This is a genomic window from Williamsia sp. Leaf354 (genome assembly GCF_001424365.1).
GTDB lineage: Bacteria > Actinomycetota > Actinomycetes > Mycobacteriales > Mycobacteriaceae > Williamsia_A.
The window spans coordinates 14,642-33,199 of sequence record NZ_LMPL01000001.1; the positions used below are offsets into that span (position 1 = coordinate 14,642).

Genomic DNA, 18,558 nt, shown 5'->3' on the forward strand with positions numbered 1-18,558 from the left:
CTCGCCGCGGCCACACCGGTCGAGACGATCACGGTGAGCGACCACACCCACCACGGCGAACTGCCGTACGCCGCGAAGCCGAAGAGTCCGAACACCGCGGCCAGCACCGCGAGGTGCCAGATGAAGATGCCGTACGACCAGCGCCCGAGCGTCTGCATCATCGTCGAGTCGAGCAGGCGGTGGCGGTGGTCGCCCAGGACGATCGGCGCCAACAGCCCGAAAGCGACCGCGGCGCCGAGCACCGTCTTGGTCGCGAACTCGGCGCTCGACACCGCGGCGAGACCGGTCGGGCCGGCGATCGGGGTGCACGCCAGCGCGTACGCCACCACGGCGAGTGCGCCCATGATGCGGCGGTCGGCCGCGATGCGACGGGGCCACGACCCCGTCTCGTCCCCGTCGCTCACGCTCTCCGCGAGGACCATGCCCGCGACGAACCAGCCCAGGTGGCCGGGCAGCCAGTTGTCGACCGCGACGCCCGGTGCGAGCGGCAGCGTCGAGGCGAGCCAGGGCCACGCCAGGCACGCCACGGCCGCCGCGACGAGCACCGGGGATCGCCACCGCGCACGATCGCCGCGCAGCCGCGCGACGGACACGGCGATCACCGGGAGCAGGAGGTAGAAACTGACCTCCACCGCGAGCGTCCACATCTGGGTCAGCCCCGAGGTCAGCGTGTAGGGGACGTAGATCTGGGCGACGAACAGGTTCGCCAGCCATGTGGTGACACCGGCACCCCGGGCCGCCGGGAGCAACGACAGCACCACCACGACGACCACGAGATACGCCGGCCAGATCCGCACCACCCGGTGCCGGAGATACCGGACCGCCGAGGGCGCCTCGCGAAGGCCGCGGGCTGCCGCGGCGTGCGGGCGCCAGAGCAGGAAGCCCGAGAGCGCGAAGAACACCGCCACGGCCAGGTCGAGACGCCCGAGGACCGAGCCGACCACCGAGGAGTCCACCGACCCGGTCTGGAACGCCACGTGGGTGGTGAGGACACCGAGCGCCGCCAGCGCCCGCACACCGTCGAGTGCGGGGACATGTCCGGACGTGGCGCGCATGGGCTCGAAGCTACCGCGCTCCCCGCGCCCGGCCTTCGATCCCGTGAGCACGCGGGGCCGACTGTTAGTCTCGCTCGCAGGGTGGGACCGCTCACGTCGACTCCGCGCCGACGACGCGGCGACCACCGGCCGGACACATCGTCTCCGAAGGAGTCTTCGCCATGGCGTCAAGCCGTATGTCGGTCCGAGAGCTGGTGGGGCCCGTCCTCATCTTCATCGGGGCGCTGTTCGTGGTCGCCGCCATCGCGATGCCGCTGTACCTGGTGGGTCAGTTCCAGAAGACCCCGATGGACACCGATTACACGACCGTGTCGACCTCGCAGCGCACCGACGGCTCCTCGGGGAGCCAGGCGTTGCCCGCGCAGATCCTCAACCGGTGCTCGCTCACGTCGTCGAAGCCGGAGGTGTCGCCGGCCAACCTGACCCGCCAGCAGCGCGTGGTGGTCGTCAAGCCGGCGAACAGTGACCGCGTCACCTTCCAGGCCGGCACCTCGGTGCGCATCAACCAGGTGCAGATCTCGGGTGAGACCGTGACGCCCAGTTCGGATTCGACCAGCGGCGGCGGCTGCCTCGGTGCGCTGTTGAGCGCGACCAAGGACCGCGTGACCACCAACCGCACCACCGGTGCGCCGGCACTGGGCGGCGGGGGCAGCTCCGAGGTGCAGCTCGACTCGTCGGACAAGACCGTCACCATCCCCGATCGCCGCGGGCTGCAGTACCGCTTCCCCTTCGACACCGACAAGGGCAAGAACTACATCTACTTCGACCTCGCGAGCCGCACCACCAGCCCGCTGAAGTACGTCGACTCGACCGAGATCAACGGTGTGAAGGTCGACCACTTCTCGCAGGAGGTGCCCGAGGCGAACCTCGCTTCGCTCAAGGATGCGAACGGTGGTGTCCCGCAGGGCACGCAGCTCACCCAGAGCGCGTCCTGGTACGGCGGTTTCCCCGGTATCGACGGCAAGCAGGTGCTGCCCGCCGACCTCTACCGCAAGACCACCCGCGACCTCTACGTGGACCCCACGACCGGGACGATCGTGAACGACCGCGAGCGCGTCCAGGAGTACTTCAAGATCTCGGGCATCAGCGACGACGCACCCGATGCGCTGAAGAACTTCTCGCTGACCAACCTCGACGCCACCTTCGCCTACGACCAGAAGACCCAGGAGCAGCGCGCCGCCGACGCCAAGGACCTCGCGTCGCCGATCAAGCTGTGGGGACGATGGATGCCGATCGTGTTCGGCATCCTCGGTGTGCTGGCCCTCGCCGCCGGCATCGTGCTGCTGCTGCGCGGACCGCGTCGCACCCCCGCCACCGCGGGCGGCGAGGATCCGTACTACCCGGTGGCCACCCAGGACACCGACTCCGCCGCCACACGCGACGACTCCGGCGCCTTCGGCGGCTCGGATGACGCCACCTCGACGTTCCCCGACCTGCGTAAGCGCGGCGGTGGGGCATCCGGCGCCGGTCCGACCGACGACGATGCGACACAGAACATCCCGCGCGTCACCGGCGACGAGCCGCACGGCTGGTCCGAGCCCGACGAGAACGGACCCGGATCGGCGGAGACCCGTCGCGATGACGACCCCTGGAAGCGGACCTGACCTGACGACCGATCAGGTCGGGCGACCGATCAGTTCGGTCGCCGGCCCGGTCCTGTCGGGGTCGGCAGGCAGGTGATGGCGAAGCACCCCGGGTTGCCCTGCAGGGGTGCGCGCAGCGGGGTGTCGCCGCACCGCACCAGGGTGCACCCCTTCGGCGCGTAGGGCCCGAGTCCGAACGCGCCCAACGCGATCGAGGGATCGGCGGACTGATCCGGGTCGACGGTGAGGTTGAACGTCGGGCGGTAGGGCCCGGGGTCGGGCAGGCGCGGCCGGACGATCGCTGCGGCCAGCAATCGCAGGAAGTCGTGGTAGAGCTCGCTGTTGAGGCTTCCGCTGAGCAGGGTGATCGGGTCCGGTGACACGTCCCCGAACGCGCCGGTCCAGCTGACCAGCAGGTCGAGGCTGGGGATGATGAAGTTGTTCTGCTGCATCAGCCCGACCATCGCGTAGGCGTCGGCGGGCATGCCGGCCAGCGGTGCCACGTCCTGCGTCTGGCGCGACGGGATGGACGGACCGGTGCACGGGGATCGGTTGAGCCAGAACAGGAATCCGTAGCACGGGTTCGTCGCGGTCGGTGTGCGCAGTGCCGCGACGTAGTCCGACGCGATCACGCGACGACCGTTCCACGACCCGTCGTTCAGCATGAGGAGTCCGAGGCGCGCGAAATCACTCGGTGGCATGTAGAGGAACGCGTAGCCGTAGGTGTTGCCGCGCCGGTCGCGGTTCCAGAACCAGTCACCCCGGCCGATGCCCAGCGGTGCGAACAGCGTTCTCTGCGCGTAGGTCTGGAAGTCCTCGCCCACCGCCGACTGCACCACATGGGCGAGGAGATCGGCGTTGTGTTGCCCGTATTCGAAGAAGGTGCCCGGGCGGTGCACGATCGGCAGGGCCAGTGCCTGCCCGACGATGTCGGTGTCGAGATCGAGAGCGGCCGGGATGCCCTCGCTGACGATCGACTGCTTGAGACCCGATGTCTGCGTGAGGAGATCGCGCACGGTGATCGCTCGATGGGCGGCATCGCCCTCACCGGCCGGCAGGTACCGCCCGATCGGTGCGTCGAGCGCGAGTCGCCCCTCGCTGTGGGCGACGCCGGCCACCATCGACACGACCGACTTCGTGCCGCTCCACAGATTCCACGGGAGGTCGTCGGTCACGGCGTTGAACGGCCCGCGACCGACGAGGCAGTCGTTGCGGAAGACCGTGATGTTGGTGCGCAGCCGGGAGCTCGCGAACGCGATGGCGGCGTCGAGCCTGCCCGGATCGATCCCGACCGATGCCGGAGATGCCGTCGACGGGGCTCCGGAGCCGGGCAGCGCGCAGCGGCTCTCCGCCGATGCCGGGGCCGCAGTCGCCGACGGTGTCGAGCCGATCGCGGGGGTCACGGCCGTCACCGTCGCGAGGGCGATCGCCACTCCGAGGGCGAGACGAACGTGATCCAGAACACTTGACCTCATGGTAAACAGATAGCATCTGCTGACCCGTGAGTAAAGTAATGCGGTGATCGAGCGCGACGCACGCAGGCGAAAGCCCGGGCCGGAGGCGGTGCCGTTGGACCCGTTGCTGTCCGCCGCCGCCGAGGTCTTCGCCGAGCAGGGATTCGCCGACGCCACCGTCGCCGCCATCGCGACCCGGGGCAACACCACCAAACCGACTCTGTACAAGCACTTCTCCGACAAGGCGACGCTGTACGAACGGTGCCTCGAGCGCGAGTTCGAGCACGCTCGACAGCATCTCTTCGCCGCCTACGGCCGTGCCGAGGACCTGACGATCGACGACGAGGTCGCCGCCGACGTCGCGGCGTTCTTCGACTACGCCGCCGCCCGGCCGCACGGCTTCCGACTCATCGTGGAGATGCGCGACGCCGGCCCGCCGAGCGACCTGCGTGACCACTTCAACGAGGCGATCGTGTCCCGCGTGGCCGACCGGATGGGCGCCGTCGCCGGCATCGACCCCGAGGCGCCGGCGATCCGTCAGCTCGCGGCGATGGTCGTCGGCGCGTCGGTCTACGCCGCCCGGGAGTCCCTGCTCGTCTCCGAGGTCGACCCCGCAGAGGCGATCGCGATCGCCGCACGGTTCATCGCCGGCGGTCTCCGCGCGCTGATGGAGTCGGCGCCGAACCCGGCCGTCAGCCCGTCGGCCCCATCAGCCCCGTCAGCCCCGTCAGCCCACGAGGGGCTTGAGCGCTGACGCCGCCATCTCGACGGTTCCCGGGATGTGGCCGTTGGGAACGAGATTGATAATCACGCCGTCGACGCCGGGATCGAGCACGCGACGCTGGATCTGCTCGGCGACGTCGTCGGGGGTGCCGACGAACATCCGGTCGGTGGCCTGCGCCCACCCGTCGGCGTCGAGTGCATCGACGTTCACACCGGTCTTGATCAGATAGTCCCGCTGCATCTGTCGGGCCTTGTCGCCGTCGGCGTCGACCATCACGAAGGCGAGGAAGCTCGTCTCGATGCTGCCGCGGTCACGACCGGCCTCGTCGCAGCGCGCGGCGAGGGCATCGAGTTTGCGGGGCAGTTCACTCGCATTGCAGATGATGTTGAGGTGATCGGCGTACCGCGCGGCCAGACCGAACGTCTTCTTCTCGCCGCCACCACCCAGCATGATCGGCAGCGTGTCGCGCACCCGTGGCTCGTTCAGGGTCGAATGTGCCTGGTACCACGTGCCGTCGAGTTCGGGATGACCGCCGCGCAACATCGGTTCGATGATCTGCAGGGCCTCGTCGAGACGCTCGAAACGGTCGGTGAAGGTGCCGAACTCGTAGCCCATCTGCTGGTGCTCGAGCTCGAACCACCCCGCACCGATCGCCAGGACAGCGCGACCCGCACTCACCAGGTCGAGGGTGGTGACCGTCTTCGCGAGCATCGCCGGGTTGCGGTAGGTGTTGCCGGTGACCAGCGTCGACAACTGGATCGACTCGGTCGCCCCGGCGATCGCCGCGAGCAGCGTGTACGCCTCGAGCATCGGTTCCGACGGCTCACCCAGCCCGGGGAGTTGGTAGAAGTGGTCCATCACCAGTACGGCGTCGAAGCCACTGGCCTCGGCCTCGCGGGCCTGGGCGAGCACGGTCGGCACGATGTCGGCCGGCGTCCCTGGGTAGGTGAAGTTGGGGATCTGGTAACCGAGGCGGATGCTCATGCCTCCACGGTATGCCTCACCCCATGCCCCCACCAGAGTCGTCAACCGATGAGATGCGCCAGATGCTCCATGAGCTCCCCGCGCGTCCCGTCGACCTCCGAGTTCCGCAGTGCGCGGGCGTTGCGGACCACGATCTCGTCGTCGTCGCCGGCGAGCAGATCCATCACCTCGGTGACGAAATCGGCGAGCGGCATCGCCCACTCGGCGTCGGCCTGCCCGTCGAAGATGTCGGTCTGGACCGCCGGCGGTACGAGCTCGCGGACCCGGACACCGCTGTCGCGCAACTGGATCCGCAGTGAGTCGGTGAAGGCGTGGACGAACGACTTCGTGGCCGAGTAGGTGGGCGTCACCGGCATCGGCGTGAACGCCAAACCGGACGAGACGGTCACCACGGTCGCATCGGACACTGTCGCGAAGTGTTCGGTGAACGCGCCGACGAGGCGGATCGTCCCGAGGACATTCGTGGTCACGATGCGTTCGGCGGTGTCGACGAAGTCGGCCGAGGTGAGGTCCTCGGGACCGGCGACACCGGCCATCGTGATGAGGACGTTGAGCGCCGGGAATCGGGCGAGCACGTCCGCGGCGACGGCGTCGATCGACGCCGGGTCGGCGACGTCGAGGCGCGCGGTCTCGATGCCCGGGTGGCGGGCGGCGATGTCGTCGAGGCGTTCCTGGCGGCGCCCGGCGATCACCACGGTGTTGCCGGCGTCGTGCAGGGCGACGGCGAGGGCTTCGCCGATCCCCGAAGTGGCGCCGGGGAGGAAGATGGTGTTGCCGGTGATCTGCATGGGATCTCGTTTCTCGTGTGCGGTGGCTCCAGTGGCCCGGTGACACCAGTCGACACCCGACCGAGACGGGCAGGAAGGCACCGCTCATCGTGGGATCGGTGCTCCCTGGATGTGGCGCACGGCGTCGCCCATGATGGTCGGGTGGACACCGATCGCGCCGGGCTCGCCGAATTCCTCACGCGTCGCCGGGAAGCGTTGGCGCCCGAGGACGTGGGATTGCCGCGCGGGCAACGACGCCGCACCCCGGGGCTGCGGCGCGAGGAGGTCGCGATGCTCGCCGGCATGTCGACCGACTACCTGTCCCGACTGGAACAGAAGCGCGGTCCGCAGCCGTCGGACCAGATGCTCACCGCGCTCGCTCGGGCGCTGCACCTGTCGCTGGCCGAGCGCGATCACCTCTTTGTTCTCGCCGGACATCATGCGCCGCAACGCATCACCCGCAACGACCACGTGCCTCCAGGGCTGCTGCGCATCGTGGATCGACTCGGCGACACCCCCGCGATGGTCGTCAACGGCGCGGGCGAGACCCTCATCCAGACCCGTCCGGCCGTCGCCCTCCTCGGCGACGAGACCGAGTACACCGGGGTGCACCGCAGCGTCGTGTACCGCTGGTTCACCGACCCCCGACAGCGCGCACGCGTCCCCGAGCCCGATCACGACCACCACGCGCGGGCGCACACCGCGCGTCTGCGACGCGCGGTGACCGTCGAGGGGTCGAGTTCCCGCGCCGCAGAGGTGAGTCGGGCACTCGCCGAGGTGTCACCGGAGTTCGTCGAACTGTGGTCGCAGCACGACGTCGATGTGGCACTCGACGTGTCGACGAAGCGGATCGTGCACCCGGAGCTGGGGACGATCGAGGTGAACTGCCAGACGCTCACCGAACCCGACCAGGGACTGCTGCTGCTGGTCTACACCGCCACCCCCGGCAGCGAGAGCCACCAGAAGCTGTCGATGCTCGCCGCGGTCACGGCCTGACGGTGTCGTCGCGCGACAACACCGTGACCGTGAGTGCCGCGGCGACGACCGCGGATCCCGCCGCGATCACCGCGAGCCCGGCCACCGACGTCGCGCAGGTCAGGATCAGGACGACCTCGACCGCGAGCACCACCCACGGCACCGCGGCGATCCGGGTGCGGTGCCGCGCGATGGCCGCGAGCAGTGCGACCTGCAGCACGGCCAGTGCGCCGCCGGTGATCGCGAACAGCCACAGCAGACCGGCGACGGGCCGATAGTCCTCGCCGATCACGATCGGCACCAGCGGGCCGCCCGCCACCGACGCGAGCGTGGTCGCCGCCGACAGCCCCACCAGGACCATGATCGCCGTCCGCAAGGTCGCCGCCGAGCGCTGGGCGTCGGCAAGGCGTGGGAAGACGACGAGACCCACCGCCTGGGGTAGCCAGAACGCGACCTTGCTCGCCACCGTCCCCAGCGCGTAGACCCCGGAATCACTCTCGCCCAACACCGCTCGTGCCAACAACAGGTCCACCGACGTCGCGGAGATCAAGACCAGCTGCACCTGTGACGCCTGCAGCACACTCGCCGGCGACAGCCGCGGCAGCGACATCGAGCCGGCCTCGGGCGCGACGAGGCGGGCCTGCCACGCGACCAGCACCGCGGCCGCCACGGCACCGGCCATCGTCGCCACCAACGCCGAGGCCGGACCGCCACCGAACGCGAGCGCCACGAACGGCGGCACCGTCCGGGCCACCCCGACCGTCCCGATCACCCAGGCGAGTCGACGGAACTCGGTGCGGCCCTGGATGATGCCCTGCCCGACGGCGATGAGCACCAACAGCGGCGCCACCGTGAACGCCGCCGCGGTCGCCACGGCGCCCGTGTGGGCGAACACCGTGAACGGCCACACCGCGATCGCGGCGAGCATGGCGACCGCGGCCGCGGTGATCCCGCCGAGCCGGACCAACGATCCGATCGGCCGCCCCGCGACCACTTCCCGCGCGGTCACGGCCTGCACCGCGAGCGCCGGGACGCCGAGCACCAGGGTCGCCTGCAGCAGCACGGCGAACTCGCCGTAGGCGTCGGTCGACAGCCACGCGCTGGCGGGCAGGTGCACGAAGTAGGCGCACACGTTGGCGACCATGCTGCCCACGGCCACCAGGCCCACCGATCGCGCCATCGACCCTGTCGTCACCGGTCGAGTGTGTCAGCCGTCATGCTTCACCCAGGTCGTTCGCATCGTTTACGATCTGGTCCATGTCACGCCGCACTGCGTCGTTCCTCACCGGTCTGCTCATGGCAGCGGTCGCGCTCGTCGCCCCCACGAGCGTGGGTCCCGCCTCGGCCGCCCCGTGTCCCCCGCCCCCGGCCGCCGACACGTCCACCGAGCAGGGCTGGATCGGCTACCTGGCCGCGCACCCGAAGGACTACGGGCTCGTGGTCACCGACGGCGGGCGCGTGACCGTTTCGCACAACGCCGATCGTGCGTACCCGACGGCGTCGGCATCCAAGCTCATCAACCTCGCCGTCTACGCGCGCGCCGTCGCATCGGGCCGGATCACCCCGACGCAGACCGTCAGCGTGAACGAGTGGGAACGCTGGTACCTGCCGATCGACGGCGGCGCCCACGTCAAGGCACTGGAGTACCTGAAGCTCCCACCGCTGACCGGGGCCCCCGGTTCCGCGCGCCCGGCGTCGCTGCGGGTGAGCCTGGCCCAGCTCGCCGACGTGATGATCCGCTTCTCCGACTCGGCGGCCCCCGACACCCTGCGATCGGTCCTCGGTGACGCCGGTTTCGACGCGGTCATGCGGCAGTACGGGCTGACCGGGCTCCCGCCGCTCAATGCAGCGCTCTACCTCAGGCTGATCGACCCGACGCTGACGACGCAGGCACGCCAGCAGGCCGCCGCGCGCAGATACCACGACGACGCCCGCTATCGCGCAGCCGTGTTCGCCGCGGCGCCGCGTCTCACCGCCCTCACGACCAGCGCCCAGGTCGACCGCTCGTACTCGCAGCCCGCCCGTGGCCTCAACCGGCTCATCGGCGCCATCGCCGACGGGTCGTTCGGTCCCGGAGCCCCACTCGCACGGTCGATCCTCGAATACCAGGGGCCCCAGCCGGACGGCTCGGTGCTCGGCTTCAAGGGTGGGAGCCTCTTCGCGCCGAACAACTCGGTGCTCACCGACAACTTCGAGTTCCGAACCCCTGCCGGGCACATCTCGACCGCGACGCTGCTGGTCCGCGGGCTGTCGAGTGCCGACTACCAGAAGTCGAACTACGCCCAGCAGAAGCTGCTGCTCGGCCTGGTGCGCGGCGACGCGGCCATCGTGGCTGCGGTGCAGTGCGCGACCGGCGGTCACTAGTGTCGTGACCCATGAACCGCGGCGGAGCTCGGGCGACGCTGTGGCTCACGAGCGCGGGACTCTCGGCGCTGATCGTCGCGCCGCTGTTCGCGGGGGGCGACCTGCTCTACCGCGACGCGGTATCGACGCCGCGGAGCTTCGTCACCGACACCGCGCTGGGGCTCGGTGACGCACCTGCGCGAGCGGTTCCGCAGGACTGGTTGATCGCGGTCGCGAGCCGTGTGCTGGATGGCTCCGTGGTCGTCACCACGCTCACGTTCGCCGCGCTGGTTCTCGCCGGTGTCGGGTTCGGGCGACTCGCGGGGCGGGTCGTGCCCGCCGCGCGGACACCGGGACTCCTCGCCGGCGCGGCGATCGGCATCTGGAATCCCTTTGTCGCCGAACGCCTTCTGCAGGGTCAGTGGAGCCTGCTGCTGGGTTACGCCGCGCTCGGGTGGGTGATCCTGGCGGCCGAGGACTGCCGTCGCCGCCCCGACGGTCGGACGTGGGCGCGTCTCGCCGCGTGGGTCGCCGTCGCGGGCATCACCCCGACGGGCTGGATGTTCGCCGTCGTCGTCGCCCTCGCCGTGGTGGTCCCACGGCCCCGTGCGGTGGTCGGGGTCGCGGTAATCGGGATCGTGACGAGCCTGCCGTGGACGGTGGCCGCAGCATTGTCGACCGCGCCGGCCACCTCCGACACCGCGGCCGTCGCCGCGTTCGCCGCGCGCGCGGAGACCGGGCTGGGAACCCTCGGGACGCTCGCCGGTCTGGGTGGCATCTGGAACGCCGACGCGGTGCCGGCGAGCCGCACCGGGGTGTGGGCCCTCATCGCGACCCTGTGCCTGCTGGCCGTCGTGGCGATCGGGTGTGTCGCGCTGCGGCGCCGGTGGCGTCGGGTCCGGCTGATCGGCGTCACCGCGGCCGTCGCGGTGGCGGCGCTCGTACTCGTCACGCTCGCGGCCACCACGCCCGGTCAGGCGGTGCTGCGCGGACTCGTCGACACCGTCCCGGGCGCCGGTCTGCTGCGCGACACCTCGAAGTTCGTCGCCCTGGTGGTCCCGTTCTACGCGATCGCCGCGGCCGCCGCGGTGCAGGTGATAGGTCGATTCGTGCCCCGAGGGCTGGCCGCGGCGTGCGTCGCACTGCTCGTGGTCGCGCCGCTGCCCGACCTCGCCGCCGGCGTGGGGGGTGAGGTGCGCACGGTGTCGTTGCCGAGCGACTTCGCCGAGGTCGCCGCGCTGGTGCCCGCCGATGCCGGCGACGTCGTCGTGCTGCCGACCGGGTCGAATCGGCGGTACGCGTTCACCGACGGTGTCGTGTCACTCGACCCCACCGCCCGCCTGCTGCGCGCACCGGTGCTCGCGACCGGGGAGTTGTTCGTCGACGGGCGAGCGGTCGACACCGCTCCCGACTCGCGGGCCGCCCGCGCCGAGGCGATCCTCGCCCGGGGTGAGCCCCCGGCCGAGCTGGCGCGGCTCGGGGTCGGCTGGGTGCTCGTCGAATCGGTCGGACCGCACACGCCCTCCGCGACGCTGACGACGCTGCCGGTGGTCTATCGCGGCGACCTTCTCACCCTGTATCGCGTGGTCGACCCCGTCGTCGTGCGTGCGTCGACCGTCGACCGGGTGCTGTCGTGGGCGGCGCATCTCGTGTGGCTCGCGGTCATCGTCGGCGGGGTCGGGTTCGGCGGAGTGGCCGCGGGACGGGGGCGGCGGCTGTTCTCATGGGGAGCATGGAGAGCACCGACACCGCCGCCGACGTCGCCGCGATCTGCAGGCTGAAGTACCGCTACCTGCGCACACTCGACACCAAGCGCTGGGACGAGTTCGAGGCCACGCTCACCGAGGACGTGACCGGCGCGTACGGGGCTTCGCTGTCCTTCGACACCCGCGAGCGGCTCGTCGACTTCATGCGCACCTCCCTGGGCACCGCCGAGATCATCACCGAACACCACGTGGGACATCCCGAGATCGACATCGATCCCGGCGGCGACACCGCGACCGGGCACTGGTACCTCCAGGACCGGGTGATCGCCGCGGGTGCACAGTTCATGCTGTTCGGCGCCGCGGTCTACACCGACACCTACCGGCGCACCGACGACGGCTGGCGGATCAGTTCCACCGGCTACCAGCGGACCTACGAGGCGACGGTCTCGCTGGCCGACGTCCCCAGCTTCGGGCTCACCACCGGCCCGGCGATATACCTGCCCGATGCTGCCGCCGACACCACGGCACCGACGGCGTCGGCCGTGGCCGACCAGGTCCAGCCCGACACCCGCTGACGCCCCGCCTCGCCCAGTGTGCGGCGCCGATCGGGGTCGGCGAGCAATACTGCTGCGGCACCGGCGAGTTCGGTCGACCGTTCGGCCTCACCGCCGTCCACCAGGAGGCCGGTGACACCGTCGATCACCGAGTCGGTGAGCCCTCGCGACGTGCGATAGCCGATGGTGGGCACGGCGTGCTGGGCCGCCTCGATGACCGCGAGGCCCCAGCCCTCGGTGCGTGAGGGCATGAGATGGATCTCGGCGCGGGCCAGCAGTTGGTGTTTGGTCGCCTCGTCGACGTGGCCGTGGAAGGTGACGTGGTCGACGATGTCGAGCTCGCCGGCCTTCTCGCGCAGTCGATCTCCCCACCAGCCGTCACCGACGACGTCGAGGTGCACCGCGACGTCGCGGGCGCGCAGGTGCGCGACCACCTCGAGGGCGTCCTCGATCTGCTTGTGCGGCACCAGACGTGACAGCACCACGAGGCGATGCTGGTCGGCGTCGACGGGCAGTGGCGTGGTGGGCGGCAAAGGATCTGCTCCCGCCCGCACTATGGCCACCCGCTCGGACTCGACGCCCAGGGCGTGCAGATCCCCGGCCGAGGGATCGGAGACGGTGAGGTACTGCCTGCGCCGGTGCACTCGTGGCGAGATCCGCGACTCGATGAGCCAGCCGATCGTCCCGAGCAGCCGACCGGCCACCGGCCACTGCGCGCGATGACAGTGGTGGACCAGGACGACGACCGGTGCACGCGTGACGGCGGCGGCGAAGAAGGGGATGCCGTTCTGGGTGTCGATGACGGCGTCCGGCGCCAGGCCCGCGAGGGGCCCGAGACCGAGACGCCCGGCGACCATCGCACCGAGCGCACGCGGGTAGACCGACAACCGGCCCCCGCCGCGCGAGATGGTGATGCCGTCGCGGACCTCGGTACGCGCGGCGCCCGGGTATCCGGCGGTGCGCAGCGTGACCCGCACGCCGCGTCGCGCGAACTCCGCCCCGACGCGTTCGAGGTAGCGCTCGCTGCCGCCGCCCTGCGGGTGATCGCTGTCGCGCCAGCACAGCAGCAGCACCTCTGCGGGGAGGTCCCGGGAGGACGCGGTGTGGCTCGACACGTCTGCGAGGGTATCGGTCGTTAGGGTTCTGACGTGTCCGCCCCGCCCCGGTCCCCGTTCGCCCGTCGCGCCACGCTGCGTCGCGCCGCCGGGTTGCTGAACGACTTCCGCTACGAGCAGACCGACCCCGACCGCTTCTACTCGGCGTTGGCCCGTGACTCGGTGGACCTCGTGGCCGATCACCACGGCGACCTCGACGGTGCGGTGATCCTCGACGTCGGTGGCGGACCCGGTTACTTCGCCGACGGGTTCCGCGCCTTCGGCGCGCGCTACGTGAGCGCCGAGCCCGACCCCGCCGAACTGCACGCCGCCGCGCTCCCGCACCGCGCGACCGTCCGCGCCTCGGGGATGGACCTGCCCTTCGCCGACGGTGCGTTCGACGTCTGCTTCTCCTCCAACGTCGCCGAACACGTCCGCGATCCGTGGCGCATGGGCACCGAGATGCTGCGCGTCACCCGACCCGGCGGCACCGTGATCCTCAGCTACACCCTCTGGTACGGCCCGTTCGGTGGCCACGAGATGGGTCTCACCCACTACCTCGGCGGCGCCCGCGCTGCCCGCATGTACACCCGCCGTCATGGCCACCCACCGAAGAACCTCTACGGCACCAGTCTCTTCCGTGTCACCGCATCCGACGGACTCCGCTGGGCCGCAAACGTTCCCACCGACACCGCTACCCTCGTCGCCTCATTTCCCCGTTACCTTCCCCGCTGGTCCTGGTGGGTGATGCGCGTACCCGTTCTCCGAGAACTGTTGGGCAGCAACCTCGTACTGGTGTTCCGCTCAGGCGGCGTCCAGTAGCGACCGGAGTTGTCGTTCGACGAGACTGACGGTTTCGTCGTGGTGACCCGGGGGCGCCGGTGCGCGCGAGACATGAGTGCGTCCGGTGGGTGTCGTGATCGTCGCGGTGTGGCGGCCGGTGTCGGTGTGGTCGGCGGTAGTCATCCGCCAGCCGGGGTTCTGTTTGGCGCGGTTGTGGGCCAGGCACATTCCGCCGCCGTTGGCGGCTGAGGTGGCACCGCCCCGCGCATGGGGATCGGCGTGGTCGTACTCGGCAATCGGGGCATCGCAGTACGGGATGCGGCACGACCCGTCGCGCAGGTCGAGGAAGTGTTTCAATCCGGTCGGAAAGAGGCGTGCGGTGGAGTCCATCGCGATCAGCGCGCCGCTCGTCGGGGCCTTGTAGACCCGGCGCAGGGTGGTGGCCGCGTCGGCGTCGAGGGAGGTGGCCACCATCGCGCGGGCGGTGTCGGCGGGGATCGGGCCGTAACCGGTCACATGGGCTGCCGCACTGCCGTTCCCGGCCAAGACCTCGTCGGACATCACGACGTTCACCGCCACCGGCAGAGCGTCTGCTGTCGCGGCGCCGGTGACCCGTTCGACGAGGGCGTCGGCCATCACCTGCGCGTGGGTCCGGTCATCACCACCGACGGTGGCATCGGCCTGCTTCTTCAGCGCCGCGTACACCGAGATCCCGGACACCAACGGCAACAACGCCGACAGCCGCACCATCCCATCTGGGGCCGGCCGGGTCGACACGCGGCGATCCTTCACCGCATGAGCGTGCCGGTCCACCACGGCCTGCGGATCGAGCTCGTAGGCGATCCGCTTCACCTCGGCATCCAACGCGCGGTCCCCGACGCCCTCCAGCACCGACACATCGGCGCACATGCGGCGGTCGATCTCTCCGCGATCATGCGGGGTGAGGTGCGCGGTCTCCCGCACGAGGATCGTCGCCCGCCATTCGGTCAGCGCACCGGACGCCAACGCCGCACGCGTGTGCGGCATCTCGTGCATCAACGCACGCGCGAACCCGAGGTGCCGACCACCAGCAGAGCCGGACGCTTTGCGTGCGAGTGCGACCTCGGCGGCCAACCCACGACCCTGGCGGGCCTTCGGTACGCCGACGGCGGACTCGGATTCGACGCGGAGTTCCTCGAGTCGCATCGTCTCGACCGCCTGCGCCGCAGCGCAACCCGCCTTGATCGCCTCGAGTACCGAGATGCGATCGATCGCGGCCGCCTCGTCGCCGGCAGCGGGAAGCTCGGGGAGTAAAGACAGGAATGATTGCAGCGCAACCATTGTCGCGTCTCCATCCCCGTCGTTCATGTGTTCTATTGTATCTGCACCCACCGACAATCGCCACGTCGATCGCGAGTCCTGTGGACAACAGTCGCAACTCAATGCATTTCGCGCGCAACCGGTTCGGCGCGACGAGCAAGCGCGCCGATCAGCCCGCTGGCGCCTCACAGCGCAACAAGCCGGTCGACGATGTCGAGGTGTTCAGCACCTTGCCGTCGCGGCTGATCGTGCACGTCAGCTGACCCTGGAGGACGACCGCCGTCAACGACGGTGTCACCTCCACATCGACGGCCACCGACCACGGCGGGGTGATGAGTCGCGGTGTGATCTTGAAGGTCTGGCCCGCCGAGTAGGTCAGTCCGAGAACCTGGCCGTTGCCCGTGATCTGGTACAGGATCTGCCCCGCGGTCGGCGTCGCCGACGTCGGCGGTTCCTCGGTGGGGATCGCGCCGCCGGGGAGATCGGGGATCAGCGAATCGTCCGGCGCGGTGACCGACGTGCTGCTCGACGCCGCCAGACCGTTGTCGCTGTCATCGCCGCTGTTGCTCACCAGGAAGTAGCCGGCCACCAGTGCCACCACCACGAGCAGGGCCACCACGGCCGCGATCAACCACAGCGTCCGGTTCGTGTTGCCACCGCCGGGCGGTGTCCCGCCGTATTGGGTCCCGCCGTACTGGGGCTGGGCATACGGATCCTGGCCGTACCCCGGCTGGGTGTACTGCGGCTGGCCGTACTGGGTCTGGTCGTACTGCGCCTGGCCGTAAGGGGTCTGCCCGTACGGGGTCTGCCCGTACTGAGCGGTGCCGTACTGGGGCTCGCCGTAGGGCGGCTGCTGCCCGTACTGGGGTTGCGCGTACGGATCCTGCGGATACGGGCCCTGGGCGGGGTCGAAGGCCTGCGTGGGCGGGTTGCCGCCCACCGGGTCGACCGGGCGCCACTGATCGTCCGCTCCGGGATCATGCTCGCCACCGGGTCGTTCGGTCATCTCGCAGCCTCTCTCGTCCCACCGACGTCCTGCCGGGTCGCCCACCAGTCTGCCTGGCGCCGGGCGCCCACCCGCCGAACACGGCCTTTTCGGCGTACGACCACGACAAATCGGTCTTCACCACGCCAACCGGGCAGAACTCTGATCAGGTGGTCTCACTCATTCGGTTATCACCGGCAACTAACAGTAGGGATCCCCATGCGCCGCCATCTCGCCGTCACCCTCGCCGCCCTGGCCACGTCCGCGGTCGTCCCGACCGTGGCCGTCGCGGCGAGCGTCGACGTTCCCGCCACCACGAGCGCCATCTCCGCATCCACCGGCATCCACGGGCATCCCCTCGTCGGCCGCAAGCCGCGCGGATCGAAGACCAGCCGCGTCGCCGCCGGCAGCACCTCGACGAACTGGGCGGGCTACGCCCAGACCGGGTCGGCGGGGCAGTTCAAGAGCTCGACGGCGTCGTGGACGGTCCCCAAGACGTCGACCACCTACCCCGGCTACTCCTCGACGTGGGTCGGCGTCGACGGCGCCGCCAACAGCTACCTCACCCAGACCGGCACCGAGGCCGACGTCGTCAACGGCAAGGTCTCGTACTACGCGTGGTGGGAGGTGATCACGCCCAGCGACCCCGCCCCCGAGACCCGGTTCAGCCGCTTCCCGATCTCCCCCGGCGACGCCATCACCGCGTCGGTGGTCACCAACGGCACCACCTCGTTGATGACGCTCACCGACACCACCACCGGCCAGACCGCGAGCAAGACCGCCGCCTACACCGGCCCGGGCGCCTCGGCCGAATGGATCCAGGAGGACACCGACGTCAACGGCTACATCTCGACAGCGCCGAACTGGGGGTCGGTGACCTTCCGCGGCATCACCGTCAACGGGGCCTCGCCGGCACTCACCTCGAGCCAGTCGATCGACATCGTCGACGGTCAGGGCACACAGGAGACGCAGACATCGGCGCCCAACGCCACGGGCAACGGCTTCACCACCACCTGGCTGGCGACCGGCACCCAGACCTACACCGGCTGAACCGTTCTCAGCGTCACGAACCACGCCCGGACCTCGGACACGAAGAGCTCGGGCTGTTCGAGGGCGGCGAAGTGGCCACCACGATCGACCTCGTGGAAGTAACCCAGGGTCGGGTACCGCTTCGCCGCCCACCGCCGTGAGGTCCGGAAGATCTCCTTCGGGAACATGGAGATGCCCACCGGCACGGTGATGTTCGGCCACGTCGGATTGTGGGCGGCCTCCCAGTAGATCCGCGCCGACGACGCACCCGCGGCGGGCAGCCAGTACATCATCACCGCGTCGAGCAGCTGATCGTGGTCGAGGATCGACGTCAGGTCGCCGTCGTGATCGGTCCACTCCCAGAACTTCTCGACGATCCACGCCGCCTGCCCGACCGGGGAATCGACCAGGCCGTATCCCAGTGTCTGCGGCCGGGTCGACTGCTGGTTCTGGTACCCGGTGCGCTGACGCCGGTGCTCGGCCGACTCGGCGAGGATCTGCGCCTCCTGCGCAGTCGGCTCGTCATCACGATCCGGCGGGGCGAGGGGCATGTTCAGGTGGATGCCCATCACGTGCTCGGCGTCGCGTTCGGCGAGACTGCTCGTCACGATCGACCCCCAGTCGCCGCCCTGCGCGACGTACCGCTCGTAGCCGAGACGCGCCATGAGTTGCGCCCAGGCGTCGGCGATCCGCTCGATCCCCCAGCCCGGCGACCTCGGTTTGTCACTGAACCCGAAGCCCGGCAGGGCCGGGATCACGACGTGGAAGGCCGGTTCGTCGGCTCCCGGCTCGGTCAGGGGCGCGATCACGTCGAGGAACTCGCACACCGAGCCCGGCCACCCGTGCGTCAACAGCAGCGGCGTGGCGTCGGGCCGCGACGACCGCACGTGGATCACGTGGACCCGCAGGCTGTCCGGGCCTCCGCCGTCGAGTTCGACCCGGAACTGCGGCAGGTCGTTGAGACGGCGCTCGAGTCGACGCCAGTCGTAGCCGTCGGCCCAGTGCGCGACCAGCGAACGCAGGAACTCCTCCCGCACCCCCTGGGAGATGTCGTCGACGGTCTCCGGCTCGGCCCACCGGGTGCGGGCGAGGCGATCGGCGAGATCGTCGAGCTGCGCCTGCGCCACCTCGACGCGGAAGGGGGTGATCGTCTCCGAAGGGGTGCTGTCATCAGAAGTCACGGCCACCAGTGTGCCCCCATCGACTGACTTCTCGACAGAAAA

At 70.2% G+C, this 18,558-nt stretch carries 15 protein-coding genes and 2 pseudogenes; 8 read left to right on the forward strand and 9 right to left on the reverse strand.

The genetic code is table 11. The features are described 5' to 3' along the window. Positions 1 to 14: 14 nt before the first annotated feature. Positions 15 to 1,055, reverse strand: a pseudogene (locus ASG12_RS21005) (acyltransferase family protein); the annotation flags it as partial. Between the two features lie 161 nt (positions 1,056 to 1,216). On the opposite strand from ASG12_RS21005, the gene ASG12_RS00080 reads away from it, so the two are divergent. Next, positions 1,217 to 2,659 carry a DUF3068 domain-containing protein gene (locus ASG12_RS00080; RefSeq protein ID WP_082501494.1) on the forward strand — a complete coding sequence of 481 codons (1,443 nt, stop codon included), beginning with the start codon at positions 1,217 to 1,219 and terminating at the stop codon, positions 2,657 to 2,659. A 29-nt stretch (positions 2,660 to 2,688) separates the two neighbouring features. On the opposite strand, the gene ASG12_RS00085 is transcribed toward ASG12_RS00080, so the two are convergent. Next, a complete protein-coding gene (locus ASG12_RS00085; protein WP_235455630.1) occupies positions 2,689 to 4,041 on the reverse strand; it encodes a serine hydrolase domain-containing protein in 1,353 nt (450 codons plus the stop codon). Between the two features lie 115 nt (positions 4,042 to 4,156). On the opposite strand from ASG12_RS00085, the gene ASG12_RS00090 reads away from it, so the two are divergent. Continuing rightward, positions 4,157 to 4,846 (forward strand): TetR/AcrR family transcriptional regulator, encoded by a 690-nt coding sequence (locus ASG12_RS00090; protein WP_082501496.1) that lies wholly within the window; start codon positions 4,157 to 4,159, stop codon positions 4,844 to 4,846. On the opposite strand, the gene ASG12_RS00095 is transcribed toward ASG12_RS00090, so the two are convergent. Both ASG12_RS00095 and ASG12_RS00100 read right to left on the reverse strand, forming a co-directional pair. Then, positions 4,820 to 5,800: an LLM class F420-dependent oxidoreductase gene (locus ASG12_RS00095; RefSeq protein WP_055783954.1), complete on the reverse strand. Its 981-nt coding sequence runs from the start codon at positions 5,798 to 5,800 to the stop codon at positions 4,820 to 4,822. The genes ASG12_RS00090 and ASG12_RS00095 overlap by 27 nt on opposite strands. Positions 5,801 to 5,841: 41 nt before the next feature. Continuing rightward, positions 5,842 to 6,588 carry an SDR family oxidoreductase gene (locus ASG12_RS00100; protein ID WP_055783956.1) on the reverse strand — a complete coding sequence of 249 codons (747 nt, stop codon included), beginning with the start codon at positions 6,586 to 6,588 and terminating at the stop codon, positions 5,842 to 5,844. A gap of 141 nt (positions 6,589 to 6,729) precedes the next feature. On the opposite strand from ASG12_RS00100, the gene ASG12_RS00105 reads away from it, so the two are divergent. Continuing rightward, positions 6,730 to 7,563: a helix-turn-helix transcriptional regulator gene (locus ASG12_RS00105; protein ID WP_055783958.1), complete on the forward strand. Its 834-nt coding sequence runs from the start codon at positions 6,730 to 6,732 to the stop codon at positions 7,561 to 7,563. Here ASG12_RS00105 and ASG12_RS00110 read toward each other — a convergent pair. Further along, positions 7,553 to 8,737, reverse strand: coding sequence for a polysaccharide biosynthesis protein (locus ASG12_RS00110; RefSeq protein WP_235455639.1), 1,185 nt, complete (start codon positions 8,735 to 8,737; stop codon positions 7,553 to 7,555). The two genes, ASG12_RS00105 and ASG12_RS00110, sit on opposite strands and share 11 nt — an antisense overlap. Positions 8,738 to 8,799: 62 nt before the next feature. Here ASG12_RS00110 and ASG12_RS00115 point away from each other — a divergent pair, with 62 nt between their 5' ends. The 3 genes and pseudogenes from ASG12_RS00115 to ASG12_RS21010 form a co-directional block, all read left to right on the forward strand. Next, entirely contained in the window at positions 8,800 to 9,906 is a 1,107-nt protein-coding gene (locus tag ASG12_RS00115) for a serine hydrolase (RefSeq protein ID WP_055783962.1), read from the forward strand. 11 nt (positions 9,907 to 9,917) lie between these two features. Continuing rightward, positions 9,918 to 11,666: a hypothetical protein gene (locus ASG12_RS00120; protein ID WP_200932708.1), complete on the forward strand. Its 1,749-nt coding sequence runs from the start codon at positions 9,918 to 9,920 to the stop codon at positions 11,664 to 11,666. Beyond that, a pseudogene (locus ASG12_RS21010) lies at positions 11,618 to 12,085 on the forward strand (nuclear transport factor 2 family protein); the annotation flags it as partial. The gene ASG12_RS00120 and the pseudogene ASG12_RS21010, both read left to right, overlap by 49 nt. Here the strand turns inward: ASG12_RS21010 and ASG12_RS00125 are convergent. Beyond that, complete coding sequence (locus ASG12_RS00125; protein ID WP_055783964.1) at positions 12,022 to 13,260, reverse strand: glycosyltransferase family 4 protein; 1,239 nt, start codon at positions 13,258 to 13,260, stop codon at positions 12,022 to 12,024. The pseudogene ASG12_RS21010 and the gene ASG12_RS00125 sit on opposite strands and share 64 nt — an antisense overlap. 33 nt (positions 13,261 to 13,293) lie before the next feature. On the opposite strand from ASG12_RS00125, the gene ASG12_RS00130 reads away from it, so the two are divergent. Further along, positions 13,294 to 14,061 carry a class I SAM-dependent methyltransferase gene (locus ASG12_RS00130; RefSeq protein WP_055783966.1) on the forward strand — a complete coding sequence of 256 codons (768 nt, stop codon included), beginning with the start codon at positions 13,294 to 13,296 and terminating at the stop codon, positions 14,059 to 14,061. Here ASG12_RS00130 and ASG12_RS00135 read toward each other — a convergent pair. Together ASG12_RS00135 and ASG12_RS21925 are read right to left on the reverse strand one after the other, a co-directional pair. Then, positions 14,044 to 15,369, reverse strand: a complete 1,326-nt coding sequence (locus ASG12_RS00135) for an HNH endonuclease (RefSeq protein ID WP_082501498.1) — start codon at positions 15,367 to 15,369, stop codon at positions 14,044 to 14,046. The genes ASG12_RS00130 and ASG12_RS00135 overlap by 18 nt on opposite strands. Positions 15,370 to 15,490: 121 nt before the next feature. Next, complete coding sequence (locus ASG12_RS21925) at positions 15,491 to 16,327, reverse strand: hypothetical protein (protein ID WP_055783970.1); 837 nt, start codon at positions 16,325 to 16,327, stop codon at positions 15,491 to 15,493. 198 nt (positions 16,328 to 16,525) lie between these two features. Here ASG12_RS21925 and ASG12_RS00145 point away from each other — a divergent pair, with 198 nt between their 5' ends. Continuing rightward, positions 16,526 to 17,356, forward strand: a complete 831-nt coding sequence (locus ASG12_RS00145; RefSeq protein ID WP_055783972.1) for a G1 family glutamic endopeptidase — start codon at positions 16,526 to 16,528, stop codon at positions 17,354 to 17,356. Here ASG12_RS00145 and ASG12_RS00150 read toward each other — a convergent pair. Then, the gene (locus tag ASG12_RS00150) at positions 17,344 to 18,483 is read right to left on the reverse strand and encodes an epoxide hydrolase family protein (RefSeq protein WP_156377990.1); all 1,140 of its coding nucleotides are present in this window, start codon (positions 18,481 to 18,483) and stop codon (positions 17,344 to 17,346) included. The two genes, ASG12_RS00145 and ASG12_RS00150, sit on opposite strands and share 13 nt — an antisense overlap. Between the last annotated feature and the right edge of the window lie 75 nt (positions 18,484 to 18,558).

Coding starts and splice junctions, on each gene's coding strand:
- ASG12_RS00080 (WP_082501494.1), top strand. CDS start 1,217: ATGGCGTCAAGCCGTATGTCGGTCCGAGAGCTGGTGGGGCCCGTCCTC.
- ASG12_RS00095 (WP_055783954.1), bottom strand. CDS start 5,800: ATGAGCATCCGCCTCGGTTACCAGATCCCCAACTTCACCTACCCAGGG.
- ASG12_RS00100 (WP_055783956.1), bottom strand. CDS start 6,588: ATGCAGATCACCGGCAACACCATCTTCCTCCCCGGCGCCACTTCGGGG.
- ASG12_RS00115 (WP_055783962.1), top strand. CDS start 8,800: ATGTCACGCCGCACTGCGTCGTTCCTCACCGGTCTGCTCATGGCAGCG.
- ASG12_RS00120 (WP_200932708.1), top strand. CDS start 9,918: ATGAACCGCGGCGGAGCTCGGGCGACGCTGTGGCTCACGAGCGCGGGA.
- ASG12_RS00135 (WP_082501498.1), bottom strand. CDS start 15,369: ATGAACGACGGGGATGGAGACGCGACAATGGTTGCGCTGCAATCATTC.
- ASG12_RS21925 (WP_055783970.1), bottom strand. CDS start 16,327: ATGACCGAACGACCCGGTGGCGAGCATGATCCCGGAGCGGACGATCAG.
- ASG12_RS00145 (WP_055783972.1), top strand. CDS start 16,526: ATGCGCCGCCATCTCGCCGTCACCCTCGCCGCCCTGGCCACGTCCGCG.